We start from the raw sequence: 19165 nt of genomic DNA, 5'->3' as shown, positions 1-19165 counted from the left end.
CATGAACAAAGAACCTTTAACATACGAATACGATCGGATAGCAGACCGGAAGCGATTGGATTTTATCAGTGACGCGGTGAGTCTGAAATCCAAAACAGCCGCCAGGGTGCTGGATGTAGGCTGTGGTAACGGCGTTATCAGTCGCCACCTGGGCCGGCTCGGCTTCAACGTGTTAGGCATAGATATCAGCGACCAAACTATTGCAAAGGCCAGGGAACTGAATACCCTGCCCAATGTGCGGTTTGATGTGCTGAGTGCAGAGCAGCTGGTAGCTCAGGGAGATACCTTCGATGTCATTGTTTGCAGTGAAGTGCTGGAGCATTTGCAGCATCCTTCTTCTTTGCTGGAGGTGTTGTATCAATCGCTGAAGGAAGACGGTATCCTGGTAGTGACCGTTCCCAACGGAACAGGCCCCAGGGAATTGCTGGTAACCAGACCCGTATTGAAAATGCGGGCGCAGAATAACTGGCTGTGGAAACTGGTGGTGAAAGTGAAAAAAGGGATGGGGTATAGTGGCACCACTGTTCAATCGGCCGCCGATAACCTGGATCATATCCAGTTTTTTAAAAAGTCAGACCTGGAGCAATTGTCTGCTGACAATAAATTCCGGATTGTACGTTTCGGGAAAGCGAATTTTATAGAAGATGTTTTTCCGTTCTCCTTCGTAGCAAAACGGGTAAGAGCATTGCAATGGCTGGACTGTAAAGTTGCCGATGCGTTACCCTACCGCTTTACAGGTGGTTTCTTTTCAGTTTGGGAAAAAGTCAGATAATTATGGTGACCATTTTATTATGCTTGTTAGGCGCCTTTCAGCTATTGTTGGCTGCCTACCTGTTGCAACCTTTTTTCCTGTTGCTGATCTACGGGATCAAAAAAACATTTTTCAAAGGTAGCACCAGCCCGGTGAGCAGCCCTGATAACCAATCCTTTTCTTTTGCGGTGATTGTAACCGCGCATAAAAATCTCCAGCTGGTACCACCACTGGTGGATTCTGTATTGAAGCAAACCTATTCCAACTTCAAGGTATATGTAGTAGCGGATAATTGCGCCGACACTACTATGGATTTTGATCATGCGCAGGTCCGCATGTTAAGACCAGCTACGCCGCTGAATGCCAAGATCCGCTCTATTGATTATGCCATTAATCATTTTGATGCACCGCATGATGTACTCATCATTTTAGATGCGGACAACCTGTTACACCCCGGGTACCTGGCTACCCTGAACCGGTATTTTAATAAAGGATTTCGCGCGGTGCAAACCAATATGCTGGCAAAGAACATGGATAGTACCTATGCCCGGCTGGATGCTGCCGGCAACTACTTCAGTAATTTCATTGACCGCCGTATGCGCATGGAACTGGGATTGTCTGCCAACATCTGGGGACTGGGTATTGCCATAGAAACGGCGTTATATAAAGAAGTGATTTACGAACACTTCTTTGGCGGCTTTGATAAAAAGATTCAGGCAGATATTATTAAGCTGATTCCTCGGTTGGCCTATGCGGAAGATGCCATTGTATACGATGAAAAAATCGATAACGGCGATGCACTCGAAACACAGCGTACCCGTTGGATCAATGCTTATTTCAAATACTTTAAATACGGATGGGATGTGCTGACCACCGGTGTTAAGCGGAGAGACTTCAATCTCTTCTTCTTTGGCTGGAACTTGTTGCGTCCTCCTTTGTTCCTGCAGGTGTTATTGGCGATGGCGATGGTAGTGGTGAGCTATTTTATTTCACCATGGGCCAGCCTGGCATGGCTGGGGATACTGGTGATTTTCCCGCTTTCTTTCCTGGCCATTGTGGCGGTGATGAGTGAGGATAGCCAGGTAGTAAAGGCGTTGTTGTATCTTCCGTTTTTCTTTTTGAGACAGATAAAGGCACTATTGCATATCGGTAAAGCCAATAAGGCATTCCTTCAAACCGAGAATAACAAAGTGATTTACATTGAGGATATTGTCAAATCAGGTATTCCTAACAAATAATTAAAATATCAAATGTATTAGACAGGAGTCCTGCTTCCTTTCCGGGAAGCGGGACTTTTTGTTTAATTACTTATATTACAGCAAAAGCAAGACTATGTCGGAAACAGTAGAAATCAGGAAGTTAACAGTAGAAGATTACATGGACCTGAAAGAGTCCATGGTATCTGCGTACGCGGATATGGCGGGGAGTTACTGGAGAGAGCCTACTATCAGGCGGTTGATATCCTTATTCCCTGACGGACAGATAGCCGTTACCGTTAATGACAAAGTAGTAGGCTGCGCGCTGTCGATCATTGTAGATTACAGCAAGTTTGGTGATAATCATACGTATGAACAAATTACCGGCTATTATACTTTCAGTACACATGACCCTAAGGGGGATGTATTATATGGGATCGAAGTATTTGTGCATCCTGACTACCGTGGCAAGCGGTTGGCCCGCCGCCTGTATGATGCCCGGAAGAACCTTTGTGAACAACTGAACCTCGAGKGGATTGTGGCAGGTGGCCGCATTCCCAACTACGAAAAGTTCGCTGATAAAATGTCGCCAAGGGAATACATTGAGAAAGTGCAGGACCGGGAAATCTATGATCCTACTCTCACTTTCCAGTTCTCCAATGATTTTACGGTGAAGAAGATCCTGAAGAATTACCTGCCCAATGATGAGGCTTCCAAGGGCTTTGCCACGTTACTGCAATGGTTCAACATCTATTATGAAGAAGATCAGGACACTATCCGGTATAACAAGTCCACTGTGCGTATTGGATTGGTGCAGTGGCAGATGCGTGACTATGGTAGCCTGGACGGGTTTCTGCAGCAGGTAGAGTTCTTTATTGATGCGGTGAGCGATTACGGTTCCGACTTCGTAGTGTTTCCGGAATTGTTTAATTCGCCGCTGATGAGCGAATTTAATCAGATGGACCCTGCCGGCGCCATCCGGGGACTGGCTAAATACACAGATCGGCTCAGAGAGGTTTTTCAGCAGCATGCCGTTGCCTACAATGTAAATATCATTTCCGGCAGTATGCCCATCGTCATTGATGAAGTGTTGTATAACATTTCGTATCTCTGTCGCCGGGATGGTACCTATGAGCAGTACATCAAGATACATCCCACGCCGGGGGAGGTATCAGCCTGGGGTATCAAAGGAGGCAATGAAATAAAAGTATTCGATACCGACTGCGGAAAGATAGGCATACAGATCTGCTACGATGTAGAGTTTCCCGAGCCTACCCGCATTCTGGCGCAACAGGGCATGAAGATATTGTTCGTTCCTTTTATGACCGATACCCAGCATGCGTATAACCGTGTACGTTTCTGTGCGCAGGCACGGGCCGTAGAAAATGAGTGTTATGTTGCCATTGCGGGTTGTATTGGGAACTTACCTAAAGTAAATAATATGGATTTGCAATATGCACAATCCTGTGTATTTACGCCGTCCGATTTTGCCTTCCCGGTAACTGGTATCAAGGCCGAGTCAACCCCCAATACAGAGATGGTGGTGATTGCGGATGYGGACCTGGTTTTACTGAAAGAATTACATGCTTTTGGCAGCGTGCAAACGCTAAAGGATATACGAAATGACCTGTACGAAGTGGTGCGGAAAAAATAGCCGGAAGAGTAATTTATTTATTTTTAATTTACTGATTACTAAGTTATTATTAAGCTTATTATTAAGATTAGTTTAACTGAAAGATGACAAACAGCAACGCTTTAAGAAAGTAAGCAGTTGGATCAGTTCGCTATTGTTGGAAGTAATACTATAAATAACATCTCACAAAATGTTTATAATCAATAAAATAGATTAATTACAAAAGATGAATAACAAGATCAATTTAGCCCTGCAAATCATCCCTTCTGTGCCCTCAGAACAGGTGTATGCAGTAGTGGACGAAGCCATCGCGGTTATCAAAGATTCAGGTGTAAAATACAGGGTATGCCCTTTCGAAACAGTGATGGAAGGAACCTATGAAGAACTGATGGAAGTAGTGCGTAAAACCCAGGAAGTATGTTTTAAAGCCGGCGCCTCCCAGTTATTGGTGTATATAAAAATGCAGATAAGAAAAGACAGCGATGTGACCATGGAAGAAAAAACCGGGAAGTATGACACTATGTAATTAATTAAAAATATTTATCTTACGAGTCGAACAAAAGGAGAGCAATTTATGAGATATGCAGCCCCGTTAGATGACAATTCAAAATTGATCACTCACCTGGTTATTATTCTTACCCTGGTTTTTATATGCAGACAGATTACTGATGTTTCTCATGACGCTACTGCCACTACCATGCTTTTATTCATCCTGGTACCAGTGATACTGGTAGCCTGGAGTTTAAGCCCCCGGTATTATATTATCACGGGAACGGCTATACTAATCAAGCGTCCGCTGTTTAGTATCACTATTGAAATGTCAGAGATATTAAGGCTAAAAAGTATCACGGAAGAAGACCTGGGCAGCAGCTCCCGGATGTTAGGATTGGGCGGCGTATTTGGCTACCTGGGTACCTATCGTTCCAGCGAAATAGGAAAGTACCAGCGCTGGTGCACCAACCGGGAAAACCTGGTGCTCATAGAATCCGCTCACCAAAAATGGTTGATCAGTCCTTCCGAAGCAGACGATTTTGTGAAGAAGATAAACCAGATTATTAATGTTGCTCACATCTCACAAGATTAATATTTATCGTCTTTAAAAAATATAGATCCGGTCAGTGATTACTGTACCGGATCTTTCATTTTACCCCCCTTTCGCATTGTCAATTTTCGGCGTATATTTAGTTGACTAACTTGTTTTTAAACCAAAATCTAACGCCATGAAGTCATTCTACACTATGACACTGGTGGGCGCTTTCCTCTTTTTACCCTTTTTGCTGCTCGCTCAGAATCACACTATTACAGGCAAGGTTGTTACCGCAGGCACTACGGAAGGTATTCCGGGAGTATCTGTCCAGGTAAAAGGCCATGCTACGGGCACAGTGACGGGAGGAGATGGCACTTACCACCTTCAGGTAGCGGATGCCAATGCGACCCTCATCTTTACATCCGTAGGCTTTATTTCACAGGAAATGCCCCTGAAAGGCCGCACCAACATCGATATCCAGCTCCAGGTAGATAATCACAACCTGGAACAGGTAGTAGTGACGGCCATGGGTATTAAGAAAGAAAAACGCGCACTCGGTTATGCCGTACAGGAAGTAAGTGGGACAGACCTGATGCAGTCCAAACAATCGAATGTGGTGAATGCTCTCCAGGGAAAAGCAGCCGGTGTGCAGATTTCCAGCGGCGGTGGCGCCCCCGGACAAGGCTCCCGCATCATCATCAGGGGCATCACCTCGGCAGATTCGAGGCGTGATAATCAGCCGTTGTTTGTGATAGATGGGATGATTATGGATAACTCCAGCAGTGTTAACGGAGACCAGAACAGCAATCTCAGCACCAGTTCAGAAACCAGAGGGATGAGCAACGGCGCGGCTGACCTCAATCCCGACGACATTGAAAGTATCTCCGTCCTGCGAGGCGGCGCCGCTACGGCCCTGTATGGCTCCCGGGCCAGCACCGGCGCCATCATTATTACCACCAAATCCGGCAAAGCAGGGCGCATGAGAGTGAGCTTCAGCACCACCGCCGGTTTTGAAAGAGTAGGTAAAACACCGGACGTACAAAATACCTACAGTCAGGGTAATAATAGTATCTACGATAACCAAAGCTTCTGGCCTTCCTGGGGCCCCACTGTTGCAGATGCCCGTAAGATAGACTCCACTCACCCGGAACAGCTGTATGATAAATACCGGCAAGCTTACAATACTGGCAGCCAGTATCGCAATACATTGGGTATCACCGGTGGAACGGAGAAAGTCGTATATGCGGCCTCGTTATCCCAGTTCAATCAGAACGGTATTGTGCCTTTCAGCAACTATAAAAACTATTCCGCCAAAGTAAGCGGTAGTGCAGAGGTAAGCAGTAAGTTTAAAATGGGCGTATCCCTTAATTATATTAACTCCGGTGGTAACCGCGCTAATTTCGACCGCTATGGGGAGCAAATGATTTATTGGTCGCCACGCTGGAATATGCGCGACTATATTAAACCCGATGGTACCCAGCAAACTTATGGCGCCACCGATAATCCAATTTATACCCTTTATAGCAATCGATTCGAAGACAATGTAAACCGGATCATCGGAAGTGCGAACTTCACCTATAGCCCTTTCAAATGGTTAGATGTGCTCTATCGGGCAGGAGTGGATAACTATAGCAGTGGTATCACCCACGCGGCGCCCGGTCCCAAAGGGGTAGTAGGAGAAGTACCCAACACGGATAACTCCTTCGGATTTGTAGATGAATACGCCGTGAATAAAAGATCGCTTACCTCCAATCTGACCTTAGACTTTAAGAATAACATCAGTTCAAAGTTATCTTCTGATCTTAAAGTCGGTCATGAGATATATTCCAGGAAACTGAAGCGGATCTCTACAGAAGGCGATACCCTCGATATTCCTGATCTGCTGATTCTGCAGAATGCCAAGAAGGTGCTGACCTCGCAATACCTGGAGAACTATTATATCATGGGCCTGTACGCCGACTGGACCCTTTCCTGGGACAGATGGTTATACCTCGATCTGACCGGAAGAACAGATATCAGCTCCTCGCTGCCTAAAGGCAACCGGTCTTTCTTTTACCCATCCGCCAGTTTGTCTTATTTATTTACAGATCATTTTAAAATCCCGGAAAACATTTTGTCGTACGGTAAAATCCGCGTGTCTTGGGCCCGGATTGGTAAAGACACAGAGCCTTATAGTACCAGCTCTGGCTACATTCCACTGGTGGATGGTCCCATCGGCGGTTCGGCTATTGGCTGGACCCGCGCCGACCAGCTGGGGGACCCGCACCTGAAACCGGAGTTTACCAATACCTTTGAAACAGGAGCGGAGTTACGGTTTCTGCATAACCGTTTAGGCGTTGACGTGACATGGTACACCGCTAAAAGTACGAAGTTGCTGATTCCGGTGAAGGTATCTAATGCTACCGGTTATGAAGACTACATCACCAATGCAGGATCTATCCGGAACACCGGGATAGAGGTATCGCTGAACGCCACTCCAGTGAAAACGAAAAACTTTAGCTGGGATGTACGGGTTAATTTCTCTTCCAACCGTAACGAAGTAGTCAGCCTGGGCAAGGGATTGAATGAGGTATTGATTGGCACCCAGTTTGGGTATGCTGGTTCTACTGCCGCTATGAAATATATAGTAGGTTATCCGGCCGGCGCCATCTTTGGAACCAGCTACCAACGCTACTATGGCAGCGATAAGGAAGATCCGCTGAAGATTGATTACAGTAAACCGGTAGTGATCGGGCAAACCGGCAGCAGCRCTGGCTTCCCATTGATAAACAGTTCACAGAAGTACCTGGGCAATTCACAACCTAAATGGATTGGTAGTATTTTCAACACCTTTAATTATGGTCCGTTTACGTTGTCGTTCCTGATTGATACCCGGCAAGGGGTGAAAAAATACAATCAGCTGGCCAACTTTATGTCGGCATTCGGGGAATCAGCAATAACCGGCAACAGGGCAGATCAGGTAACATTCCCTGGTGTGCTGGCAGATGGCACACCGAATACCCAGAAGGTATATTTGCAGCAGGGCAAAGGACCTGATGGTCGTAACTATGGCGCAGGCTTCTATCGTAACGTATACCGCGGGGTAACAGAAAATTTTGTGGARGATGCTGCCTGGGTGAGATTGCGTAATATCAGCTTCACTTATCAGTTGCCGGCTTCTCTGCTCAGTGCCACCCACCTGATTTCCGGCGCCAGCATTACCCTTACCGGTAATAACCTTTGGCTGCATACTAAATACAGTGGCTTTGATCCGGAGTCCAGCTCCAGTCCCTCCGGCAGCAACGTGGATGCCTTCGCCGGATTCACGTATCCGACTACACGAAGTTTCCTGGCAACCCTTCAAGTTACTTTCTAAAACGGCTGATTATGAAAAAATTACTCTCCATATTGTTATATACCGCTGCATCGGCAATACTGTTTACAGCCTGCGAAAAATCGCTTGATATCAACAACAACCCGAACCAGGCCACTACACCGCCGCTGAATGGGTTACTGGTGTCTGCTACCTATCATACGGCTATTAACGTGTACCAGGTCAGTAACATCACCTCTTACGTGGTACAATACCTCGCTTCACCCAATGCAGATGGGGCAACAGATACCTATCAATCCACCGACTACAGCGCCACCTGGAAACTGCTGTATCATAATATGACCGATATCCATGACCTGATAGAGCAGGCAGGCAAGGTGGGAGCGGCCCGCCACATAGGCGCCGGCAAAGTAATGATGGCCCTCAACCTGGAAATGCTGAACGACCTGTGGGGAAGTGTGCCTTACTCCAGTGCATTTAATGCTAACATCATCCAACCACCTTATACGGCCGATGATAGCGTGTATACTTACTGTCTCACTTTACTGACCGAGGGCATTGCACAACTGGAAGCTACTGACACCAAATATGAACTGGATGGCACCAAAGACCTGCTCTTCGGCGGTAATACCAGCGCCTGGATTAAAACGGCGTATGCGGTCAGGGCCCGTTTACTCAATCATCTCTCTAAAAAAACTACCTACGATGCCACCGCTATTTTGGCGGCATTGGACCATGCGTACACCACTAATGCAGACGATGCGCAGATGCTGCAGTTTCAGTCGCTCAGTCCCTGGAACCAGGCGGCTGTCAACAATACCAATAACAGCCTGGATGGCTGGCTCAGTGCTCATTTTGTAGACGCGTTGAACGGAAAAACCTATGGTGTATTTGATCCGCGCCTGCCGCTGATAACCGATACGACTAAGTTTGGGGACTATAGGGGCACCATTAACGGTGCGGGACGCATAGGGTCCGGAACCAATAAGGAAGAATGTTACCTGTCGCTTAAAGGATTTTATTCAAAGCCTGGTGCACCTTTACTGGTGGCCACTTACGCAGAATGCCGCTTTATCGCCGCAGAAGCAGCTTTCCGGCAGGGCGATAAAAAGAAAGCTTATGGCGCCTACATCGACGGCATCACCGCTAACATGGATAAAATAGGCGTGGATACTGCCAAACGGAATGCTTACCTACGCAATCCCGTGGTGGGCGTGGGAGAAGGAGCCATTACCCTGGATCTTATTTTGAAAGAAAAATACGCCGCACAGTTCCTGCATCCTGATACCTGGAACGATGCCCGCCGGTATGATTATAAGTATAAAAACTTCAATCTGCCGGAAAACGCCAAGCTGACCACGTTTATCAGGCGCCTGGCTTATCCGGACACCGAGAAAAGCCGTAATGGAGCCAATATGCCGGTAGTGCAACTGACCGATCATATCTGGTGGGACCAATAAGTATTCATCTTCATAAAAAATGGCTGACGGGATATCCGCCAGCCATTTTTGTTATAAAACAATGATGTAATTAATTAGTGAAAGAAGAAATACCCCAGCAAAATAGCGCAGAGCATTCCGAAGAAATCKGCTATCAGGCCCGCTGCCAGGGCATACCGGGTTTGTTTGATATTAACGGACCCAAAGTATACCGCCAGTACGTAGAAGGTCGTTTCTGTAGTACCCTGGATGATGCTGGCCAGCTTGCCCACAAAGGAATCTACTCCATGTGTTTTCAGGATATCCACCATCAGGGCACGGGCGCCACCACCACTCAGCGGCTTCATAAAGGCTACCGGTAACGCCGGTACGAAATCAGTATTGAGCCCCATTTTACCAACGAGGTATCCGATGGCATTGGTCACATAGTCCAGGCACCCTGTGGTACGGAATACGCTGATGGCTACCAGCATCCCCACCAGGTAAGGAATAATCCGCACAGATACCTGGAATCCTTCTTTGGCGCCTTCAATAAAAGCGTCATATACATTTATCTTTTTTACCATGCCTGCAATGAGGAAAGTAACAATAATCACGAAGATCACGGCGCCGCCAAGAGAGGCGGTTTTAGGCCCAATTTCCGCTGCCGGTAGGCTATTCACCCAAAACCAAAGCAAGGCCATAATACCCGCGAAAATGCCCATAGCAATTAATACAGTCAGCTTAAAGAGATTAATTTTTTGGAAGATGGATACGGTCACCATACCCATAATAAACGCCATAAACGTAGATATGACCGTAGGGATGAAGATATCCGCGGGATTGGCTGCGCCTGCTGCCAGCCGGATGGCAATCACCGAGGTCGGAATCAGCACCATGCCAGCGGTGTTCAGCACCAGAAACATGATTTGCGGATTGCTGGCCTCTTCCGGTTTAGGGTTAATTTCCTGCAATTCCTTCATGGCTTTGAGTCCCATAGGGGTGGCGGCATTGTCGAGCCCCAGCAGGGTAGCTGAAAAGTTCATCATCATAGACCCCATGGCCGGATGCCCCTTGGGTACATCAGGGAACAGCTTGGAGAAAAAGGGATTCACCAGCCGGGAAAAGCGGTTAATCATGCCGGCTACCTCGCCAATACGCATGATACCCAGCCATAGCGTCATAATCCCCGCCAGGCCCAGTGAAATTTCTGCGCCGGTTTTAGCGCTGGCAAACATGCCATTCATAATGTCGCCGAATACCGATGCGTCCTGTAAAACTACCGACTTGAAAACTGCTACAACGAATGCAATAAGAAAAAATCCCAGCCATACGTAGTTTAATGCCATTAGATTATTGGTTTATTCAATCAACAAATAAACTAAAATAAACCTATCTTTGCGCAAATTTTAAAAAATGGCTTTGCAAGTTGGAATTGTAGGATTGCCGAATGTAGGAAAATCGACTTTATTTAATGCGGTGAGCAACAGCGCTAAGGCGCAGGCCAGTAACTACCGCTTCTGTACGATAGAACCGAACGTAGGACAGGTAGATGTGCCCGACGAACGTATGTATAAACTGGAAGAGCTGGTAAAACCAGAACGCGTGGTGCCTACAACCATCGAGTTCGTGGATATTGCCGGTCTCGTTAAAGGCGCCAGTAAAGGAGAAGGTCTCGGAAATAAATTCCTGGCTAACATCCGTGAGGTAGATGCTATCGTACACGTGATCCGCTGCTTCGAAGATGAAAACATTCTTCGCGAAGAAGGCGAAATCAACCCCGTAAGCGATAAGGAAATCATTGACACCGAGTTACAGTTGAAAGATCTCGACAGCGTGGAACGTAAAGTAGCCCGCACCGAGAAAATGGCGAAAACCGGCGGCGATCCTAAAGCGAAAATAGAATTTGAAGTACTGAAAAGATGCCAGGAACACCTGGAAAAAGGACGCAATATCCGCGAACTGGGCCTCGACAAAGAGGAACGCGTAGCCATTGCCGACCTGTTCCTCCTCACCGAAAAACCCGTGTTATACGTGGCTAACGTAGATGAGGCGTCTTTACATACAGGTAATAAATATTCTGAAGCCCTGCAGGAAGCAGTGAAAGCAGAACGTGCTACTGTCATCGTGATGAACAACACCATTGAAGCACAGATCTCCGAAATGGAAGAGCCAGCTGATAAGGAACTGTTCCTCGGTGAATACGGTCTGACAGAACCAGGTCTGAACCGCCTGATCCGCTCTGCCTACAACCTGCTGGAACTGATCACCTACTTCACTGCCGGCGTGCAGGAAGTACGTGCCTGGACCATCCACAAAGGCTGGAAAGCACCACAGGCGGCCAGCGTGATCCATACCGATTTCGAGAAAGGATTTATCAAGGCAGAAGTAATTGCTTATGATGACTACGTGAAATACGGTTCCGAAGCAGCAGCCCGCGATAACGGCCGCTTGCGTATTGAAGGAAAAGAATATGTGGTAGCTGATGGAGATGTAATGCATTTCCGCTTCAACGTGTAAAATATTCGTTTAAAGATGATAACAGCGAAAGGGCCGGAGTACATCCGGCCCTTTCTTATTTTACCCCACTAACGGTTACGTATATATACTTATTTATCCACGTTTTTATATTCAGGACTTTGTTTTTGTAAATCTTTTATTAGCTTAGCCCACTATTATTATTGTAGCACATGCGAATAGTCAAAAACGTAAAACTCTTTTTCCGTGAAGGAAACTCGGATAAGACGTATGAAATTGACCTTTGTGAAGTTGGCCCGGACCAGTATCTTGTTAATTTCCGATATGGAAAAAGATTTGGAAACCTGAAGGATGGAACCAAAACCGTTAACCCGGTAGCTCTTCCCGCCGCCACTACCATATTCGACGCCCTTGAAAAGGAGAAGCGAAGCAAAGGATATCTTGGAGAACAGGAAGCAACACAGGACTTATCATTTGTTCCGGTAGATACTACTGCCGTGGAAAATGTTAAGCACCGCGCTATTCTACGACGTCTACAGGACGCCATAGAAGGAAAATCTTCCTATAAAACCAGCTGGAATACTCCCCGCGTTATCTGGCGGGCAGGGGAAGAGAAGCTGAAAGAGGCCGTACCTTACCTGATTAAGCTGGTAGAAAAAGGAGACGCGTTGCAACGCTATAACGCCTTATGGGCATTGGGTAAATGCGCCGATCCTGCCGCTATTCCGGCACTTCGTTCTTATGCAGACAACAGCTCCTGGAAACTCAACGTCCGGATGCTGGCTGCCAACGGACTGTTGCTGGTATTGCCGCCGGAAGAACGGACAACGCATATACAATCCTATCTTCAACGGCTACCCGAAATTTTCCAGACCACCATTGCCACCAATGATGTGGGAGCGCTGTTCCAGCTCTTGCAGGAAAGAATAGTGAACCAGCAACAACCGAATTATGATGTACTGGAAGAACTATTCCTGGTAGCATATGAAAATGCCACCGTGAAACAGGCCATGATTGCCTTGTTACATCAGTTGCCATTCAGACCTTCCTACTTCCAGCATATCCGCCATATTTTCAAACAGGCTGAACTCCGCGACGATCAGGGCATTGTTGCCATCCTGGCCGCGAGATTTGAAAGGGAAGCCGCCATGTTTGTCAATCCCGGCAGTTACTTCAATTACGATGACGAAAAGGTAGCTGGAAAAGTTTACGTTCCTGAACTGCAGGAAACGATGCAGCCAGATAAAGAACTTCGTCGCCCTACGAGCAGACTGTCGTATTCCAATAAAACACGGGCTTACCTCCATCGTCGCGTAATGCGTCACCTGCAACAGTTCGGCGACACCAGCGACACGCAGTACGTACGCCTGGCCACCGCATTGCTGCTGCAATACGAAGAAGGAAGAGATGCTACCAAAGAATACCAGGTGCGCGATTATGCCTGGGAGAATGGTCGCTATGTAACCACCTACCGGCAGTTTCCGGCTAACTCCCGCGCCGTATTCCTGAATTATATATTACGTGGCAACGCCGCCAATCTCATACTACTGCCCCGTGGCAACGAATGGATGTTCAAAAAAGAGGACAGCACCGCTGCCTCCGGTCAGAATAAACCCGTACTGGGCGCCAATCCGGATGCCACTAAAAATCAGGATAAAAATGGACTGCTGAGGAAATTATTCGGCTGGCTGGGTGGAACAGAGAAAAACCTCACCACTGCCGCAGTGCCGCCAGAATACCAACCAGAGAAGGCGCCCGAAGTAGTAAGTGATGTACCTCACCTGAATCTATGGCAACAGTTGCCACAGGCATTCGTCCAATTGCTGATATCTGCACGGATGGAAGTGGTACATATTTTTGCCATGGAGCAGCTGAAACAACATCCCGACTATGTGTCCCTGAAAGCGAAGATGGATGAAAAAGTGATTGCCGGTTTACTGTCAAATCCTTTCAGCATCCCTTCCATGTTCGGACTGGAACTGGCGAAGGAAAGATACAATCCGGCCAATCCGGAACTGGGCCTGTTCTATGTGCTGATTAAAAGTCCGCTGGAACTGGCAAGGGTACAGGGTTTGCAATGGATCAGCGAGCATGAAGCCCTTTGCTTTGGCGATGCGGACTTCCTCATGCAGCTCATCTTCTCGCCTTACCAGGAAGTACGCAACTTTGTACGCAAACAGTTGAAGCCTGCGCACCTGCCGCTGGACAAAGCCAGGGTACTGGCTTCCAAGGCTATCAGTGGTTTACTTGCCCTGAAAACAGCTACGGAAGCAGGGAACGTAAACCTGAATGATGGCTGTGATATCATTGAAACCTTCTGTAAAGAAGCCCTCACGGAAACGGGTATACCAGTAATAGAAGACCTGCTGAAAAGCCCGGTGGCAGCCTGTCATGCTTTTGCTGCGCGCCTGCTGCTGCTCAAACAGGGTCATTTTAATTATACTGAAATATCAGATGGTCTGGTGAATAACCTACTGGCCAATAGCTTCCAACCGGTAAGAGAAGCTGGTGTGAAAGTGCTGACCGCCATGGGGACCACTGAATTGCTGGCCCGGCCAGAACTTGTACTTCAAATTATATTAAATACGTACACGGATGTACGAAACGGTATTCGTCCGCTGATCCATCAACTGGTAGAACAGGATCACCGCCTGGCGGTGTACCTTGTTAATGAGTTGGTACCACGGCTGATGCGTAAGGAAACCGCGGAAGGTATGCATGCGGATATCGCTGCTATTCTCGGTAATGAACTGGTAAATTATTTACAGGATGTAGATACCGACACTGCATTACGCCTGCTGTATTCCAATTATCGCGCAGCACAGGAATTCGGGTTGATCGTACTCAACAAATACATTCCGGCATCCGCATTATCGTTGAAACAAGTGATCGCCGCCGGTAGCCATGAATTGCTCGCCGTGAGAGAATGGTGCTGGCAGTTCTACTATACCAACATAGAACGCATCCGCTACGAACGCGATGCAGCTATCGGTTTACTGGATGCGAAATGGGAGGATAGCCGGCGCAGTGCCATGGAGTTTTTCCGTACACAGTTTAGTGAAAACGACTGGAGTCCTGAAACATTGGTAGCCGTTGCGGATAGCGTAAGGTCAGATATCCAGACCTTCGGCCGGGAACTGCTGATGCGCTTCTTCCGCGAAGAAGATGGCACCAGCTATCTCCTGAAACTGAGTCAGCATCCCAGCGAATCCATGCAGTTATTTGCGACCAATTACCTGGAGCGCTACGCCGCAGGTAACCTGGATTATCTGCAGCAACTGGAACCATATTTCCGGATCGTGTTAAGCCGGGTCAATAAAGCCCGTGTTGCGAAAGAAAGGATTTTTGGATTCCTGGAGAAAGAAGCCTTGAAATCAGCAGATGCCGCTACTTACATCGGACATATCATTGCGCATATTTCCGCTACCGTAGCCATTGGAGATAAAGCCCGCTGTATTGATATTATGTATCGCATACAGCAGCAGTTCACCATTGATCTGCCTATCCATATAGTGCCAACAGCGATAAGAGTATCTTAAAAAGTAATCCATTTTATGTTATTCAATTATAGATACAGTGGTAATTCTCAGGTGTACAGCAATGCTACTTCTGCCGGCATTTCCTTTGCACCGGACACCCACCGTGACCCGACTTTCTTTGTAGGGAAGCTGCACAAAAAAATAGCTTTCCGTGAAGCCATATCCGCCCTGCATGATGTAGTGGTGTCTGATTTGCGCTTTAAACCCAAAGATAAAACCGCTTATAAAGAATGGGCTGCCCAGCAGGAATCACTCTGGCTGGCGGAGTACATGAATCAATACGACGAGAAAGCTGCTGATGCGCGAATAGAAGCGGTCAGAGAAGAGCTGAAGGATATTGCGGTAGAGAAGGACAAAGTGATGGGACCTTTTTATAAAGCCCGGAAACAGTATTTCGACTTTCTATACCAGAAAGATCGCGACGCCTGGTTTGTGCTGGACCCCGTGATTACCGTACATCCGGATGAAATGTTCTTTGAATGTTTCAGCCAGGATGAATCTACTTACGGAAAACTAAGTGCCAGCTATAACGTATTCAAAGAGGTCAATGAATTTGAATGTGGTACTACCAACATCGATTATTCTGCGGCTTTGTATAATGAGTTCCAGAAGATCCGGGATTATAAAGAAACAGATTTTAAGATAGATCCGGGTGGCTTCCAGGTGCAAACTTCCCAGGAAGAATTATATCATGAGGTAAAGATTGATTTACCAGATAGCTGGGTGAGAGGATTTTTGCAGGTGAGTTCAGCGATGACATTACCCGCAGCCAGCTTCGATCTGCATCCGATGGATGTATATAATTTCTGTTCCTGGTTACGCCGGTTCAAAGAAAAAAATGGCCCGCGGTCTATCCGTTTTATTCTGGAACCAGGTAAACCAGTACGCGCCGTATTTGAACCCTGGAACCATGAAATCGTATGTGCGAGATCGTTATACACCGGTCCGCAGCGCCGGGAAATACGGATCTGGGGTAGGAGAAGGATGTTGATCCTGGAAAGACTGATCCCGATTGCCCGCAAATTTACGGTACATCTTACCGGTAATGGGTTGCCATCTTTCTATGTGGCAGATCTGGGTGATATGCAGTTTACACTGGGATTAAGTGGCTGGACTACCAACGACTGGTCACGCGCCGGACAATTTGATCTCATGGCGCCGAGAGCAGCAGTAGATGATGCCGCCAAGATCAAAGTAATGAATGACCTGAAAACACGTTGGATGGCGAAACCAGCCACCATTGCCAGTGCTACCGGTTTGGACAAGGCAACGGTGTTAGGCGCTCTGGGCATTTATACACAGGCGGGTAAAGTGATCTATGACCTGCATACAGGGCTGTATCGCTTGCGGGAACTGAGCCGGGAGCCATTGCCGCTGGATCAGTTGCGCTTCTCCAATCCACAGGAAGAATCCGCCAACAAATATATTAAAGAAGGGAAGGTAAGCGTAACGGAAACAGACGTTCCTKGCGTTGGATTACAACTAAAAGGAAATGTACAGTTAACACAGCGTGTATACCATCCCGTTATTACCATAGATGGAGATGAAAGATTAAGTGAAGGACATTGTGATTGTAGCTTTTTTGGTACGAATAAATTATACAAAGGGCCTTGCGAACACATGCTGGCACTGCGTATAGCGCATTCGGAAAGTAAAGCGGTGAAATAATTTTTTAGGGAGATATTTTATTTTCCGAAAATTATTTCTACCTTGCTGACTCGTTAATAACAAAGATCTTTGTAAAGAGGAATTGATTGCACTTGCGCCCGAAAAGGGACGAATGATGTTTCGTCATTCAGGTTTATTGACTATACATGCTTCACTAAATGCAATCTTTACTTTGGGAGGGGCCTACCATACGCATATTTCCGGTAGTAGCCCCGAGGGCTGAAATATACGTATGGTAGGCCCCTCCCTGGAGTTGATTGATTTAGTCAATGGTTCGCACGAAGGCCTTTCCTCTTTACAGAATTTTGTTTCTTCCCACTCAGCAAGGCTACACTGCCAGTCACCTTTCACCACCATCATTGTATTTTATTATTAAGCTTTTTGGGCGATTGTATGCCAATAGCAGCATGCTGTTGAGTCATATAGTTCCCCTTCAGAAAAAATGAATAAATACCAAAATATTTATCATGTCTTTAACCCGTCAACAGCTCTACGATCAAATACGTGCTTCCTCTAAAGAGGAATATATACTGGAAGAAATGTCCCGCCTGGGGTTCTGGCCTAATAATGTGGGACAGCCTACACCTGCGGTAACATTGATTCGTAAGGAGGGAGAGTTGCATCGTCAGCTGAATGAGCTCCTGGCTGAAAAGCAAAAATATCGCAACAAACGCAAGATGCTGGAAGACATGCGCAAAGACCGCATGGCCAAAGCAAAACTCAAGCGCGTAGAAACTAAAAAACGCAGAGAAGAAGAGCGGGCGAAACGCGCGGCAGAATGGGCCGTTGCTAAAAATCTGCAAATCGTATATCTGGGTGAAGACGTATCCGCCGGACTCAACAAAGTAACACCAGATGCCGCACAACTCGCAAAATTTGGTTTACCGGTATTGTCAGATGCGGTGGCATTAGCCAACGCAATGGATATTACCATTGGAAAACTGCGCTATCTGTCGTTTAGCCGGAAAGTAGGGCACCATACCCACTATCAGCGTTTTCTGGTGCCAAAAAAATCAGGCGGTACCCGCGTGATTTCTGCACCCATGCCACAGCTGAAAGCCGCGCAACACTGGATATTGGAGAACATCCTGTATAAAATAAAAAACAACGATGCCGCACACGGCTTCGTTCCGGGAAAATCTATCGTGACCAATGCTACGCCACATATAGGCCAGGATATTGTGATCAATCTTGATCTGAAAGATTTCTTCCCATCTGTAGCCTACAAAAGAGTAAAAGGACTTTTCTGTAAACTGGGTTATGCCGAACAGGTAGCTACGATATTGGGCCTCATTTGCACCGAGCCGGAAGTAGATGAAGTACTGATGGATGGCCGCAAATATTACGTTGCCAAAACAGAAAGACACCTTCCTCAAGGGGCGCCTACCAGTCCGGCTATCACCAACCTGATCTGCTATAAGCTGGATCAGCGTTTCGCAGGACTGGCAAATAAATACGGTTACGCCTACACGCGATATGCAGATGATATGACTTTCTCCGCAAAAGGAGATGTGGCAGATAAAGCAGGACAACTGCTCCGCGCCATTAAAATGTTTGTGAAAGAAGAAGGGTTTACCCTGCATCCGGAGAAACTGAAAGTTATGCGTCGCGGCGACAAACAAGAAGTAACCGGCATTGTGGTAAATGAAAAGCTGAGCCTTGATCGTACTACGTTGCGTAGATTTCGTGCGCTGCTGCATCAGATAGGACATACCGGTTTATCCGGTAAATCCTGGGGCAAAGGAAAGAACATTATCAGCAGCATGGAAGGCTATGCCAATTTCGTATACATGGTGAAGCCTGATCTGGGAACGAAGCTGAAAGCCTCCCTGACAGCATTACTGCAAAGAGAGGATATCAAAGCGGAAGCCCGTAGTATCTGGACTGGTGAGCAATTACCAGCTACACCCAGTGTTACAGGTGTTCATATCAATACTGCCCAACCCGTTGCACCGGCAGCTAACGTGCCTCCTGCAAATCCATCCACAGATAAACCCGCCACACCAGATAAACCCTGGTGGGATGTGTTGTAGCGGTTGGCCTGATCAGCGTACAAGACAATTGGTTTTTATATAAAAAGAGCCTTGCGTATTTATCTTTCTAAACACAATTGTTTAGAAGAATAAATGCACAAGGCTTTTG

12 protein-coding genes are annotated in these 19165 nt (G+C 46.9%); 11 read left to right on the top strand and 1 reads right to left on the bottom strand.

Annotation, left to right across the window (positions count from 1 at the left end; translation table 11 throughout):
* The first annotated feature begins 1 nt into the window (after position 1).
* The 7 genes from AC1DFM_RS33515 to AC1DFM_RS33485 all read left to right on the top strand — a co-directional run bounded on the left by AC1DFM_RS33515 (position 2) and on the right by AC1DFM_RS33485 (position 9380).
* Positions 2–772 (top strand): class I SAM-dependent methyltransferase, encoded by a 771-nt coding sequence (locus AC1DFM_RS33515; protein WP_477081151.1) that lies wholly within the window; start codon positions 2–4, stop codon positions 770–772.
* A gap of 2 nt (positions 773–774) precedes the next feature.
* Positions 775–1989 carry a glycosyltransferase family 2 protein gene (locus AC1DFM_RS33510; RefSeq protein WP_477081150.1) on the top strand — a complete coding sequence of 405 codons (1215 nt, stop codon included), beginning with the start codon at positions 775–777 and terminating at the stop codon, positions 1987–1989.
* A 94-nt stretch (positions 1990–2083) separates the two neighbouring features.
* Positions 2084–3601, top strand: coding sequence for a GNAT family N-acetyltransferase (locus AC1DFM_RS33505; RefSeq protein WP_477081149.1), 1518 nt, complete (start codon positions 2084–2086; stop codon positions 3599–3601).
* Positions 3602–3806: 205 nt separating this feature from the next.
* Complete coding sequence (locus AC1DFM_RS33500; protein ID WP_477081148.1) at positions 3807–4106, top strand: thiamine-binding protein; 300 nt, start codon at positions 3807–3809, stop codon at positions 4104–4106.
* A 48-nt stretch (positions 4107–4154) separates the two neighbouring features.
* Positions 4155–4664, top strand: a complete 510-nt coding sequence (locus tag AC1DFM_RS33495; protein WP_477081147.1) for a PH domain-containing protein — start codon at positions 4155–4157, stop codon at positions 4662–4664.
* A 136-nt stretch (positions 4665–4800) separates the two neighbouring features.
* On the top strand, positions 4801–7962 hold the full coding sequence (locus tag AC1DFM_RS33490) for a SusC/RagA family TonB-linked outer membrane protein (protein WP_477081146.1): 3162 nt from the start codon (positions 4801–4803) through the stop codon (positions 7960–7962).
* An 11-nt stretch (positions 7963–7973) separates the two neighbouring features.
* Entirely contained in the window at positions 7974–9380 is a 1407-nt protein-coding gene (locus AC1DFM_RS33485; RefSeq protein ID WP_477081145.1) for a SusD/RagB family nutrient-binding outer membrane lipoprotein, read from the top strand.
* Positions 9381–9454: 74 nt separating this feature from the next.
* Here the strand turns inward: AC1DFM_RS33485 and AC1DFM_RS33480 are convergent, their stop codons facing one another.
* Entirely contained in the window at positions 9455–10687 is a 1233-nt protein-coding gene (locus AC1DFM_RS33480; RefSeq protein WP_477081144.1) for a nucleoside recognition domain-containing protein, read from the bottom strand.
* A 67-nt stretch (positions 10688–10754) separates the two neighbouring features.
* Between AC1DFM_RS33480 and ychF the strand changes: the two genes are divergently transcribed.
* The 4 genes from ychF (at position 10755) to AC1DFM_RS33460 (ending at position 19056) form a co-directional block, all read left to right on the top strand.
* Positions 10755–11858 carry a redox-regulated ATPase YchF gene (gene ychF / locus AC1DFM_RS33475; RefSeq protein WP_477081143.1) on the top strand — a complete coding sequence of 368 codons (1104 nt, stop codon included), beginning with the start codon at positions 10755–10757 and terminating at the stop codon, positions 11856–11858.
* A gap of 170 nt (positions 11859–12028) precedes the next feature.
* Positions 12029–15355, top strand: a complete 3327-nt coding sequence (locus tag AC1DFM_RS33470) for a HEAT repeat domain-containing protein (protein WP_477081142.1) — start codon at positions 12029–12031, stop codon at positions 15353–15355.
* 15 nt (positions 15356–15370) lie between these two features.
* Entirely contained in the window at positions 15371–17023 is a 1653-nt protein-coding gene (locus tag AC1DFM_RS33465; protein ID WP_477081141.1) for an SWIM zinc finger family protein, read from the top strand.
* Between the two features lie 467 nt (positions 17024–17490).
* Positions 17491–19056, top strand: coding sequence for a reverse transcriptase family protein (locus AC1DFM_RS33460; protein WP_477081140.1), 1566 nt, complete (start codon positions 17491–17493; stop codon positions 19054–19056).
* The last annotated feature ends 109 nt before the right edge of the window (positions 19057–19165 follow it).

The organism is Chitinophaga sp. 05T412 (assembly GCF_056396465.1).
Note: the sequence above shows the minus strand (reverse complement) of the source record. Positions and strands in the feature narration are given on the sequence as shown.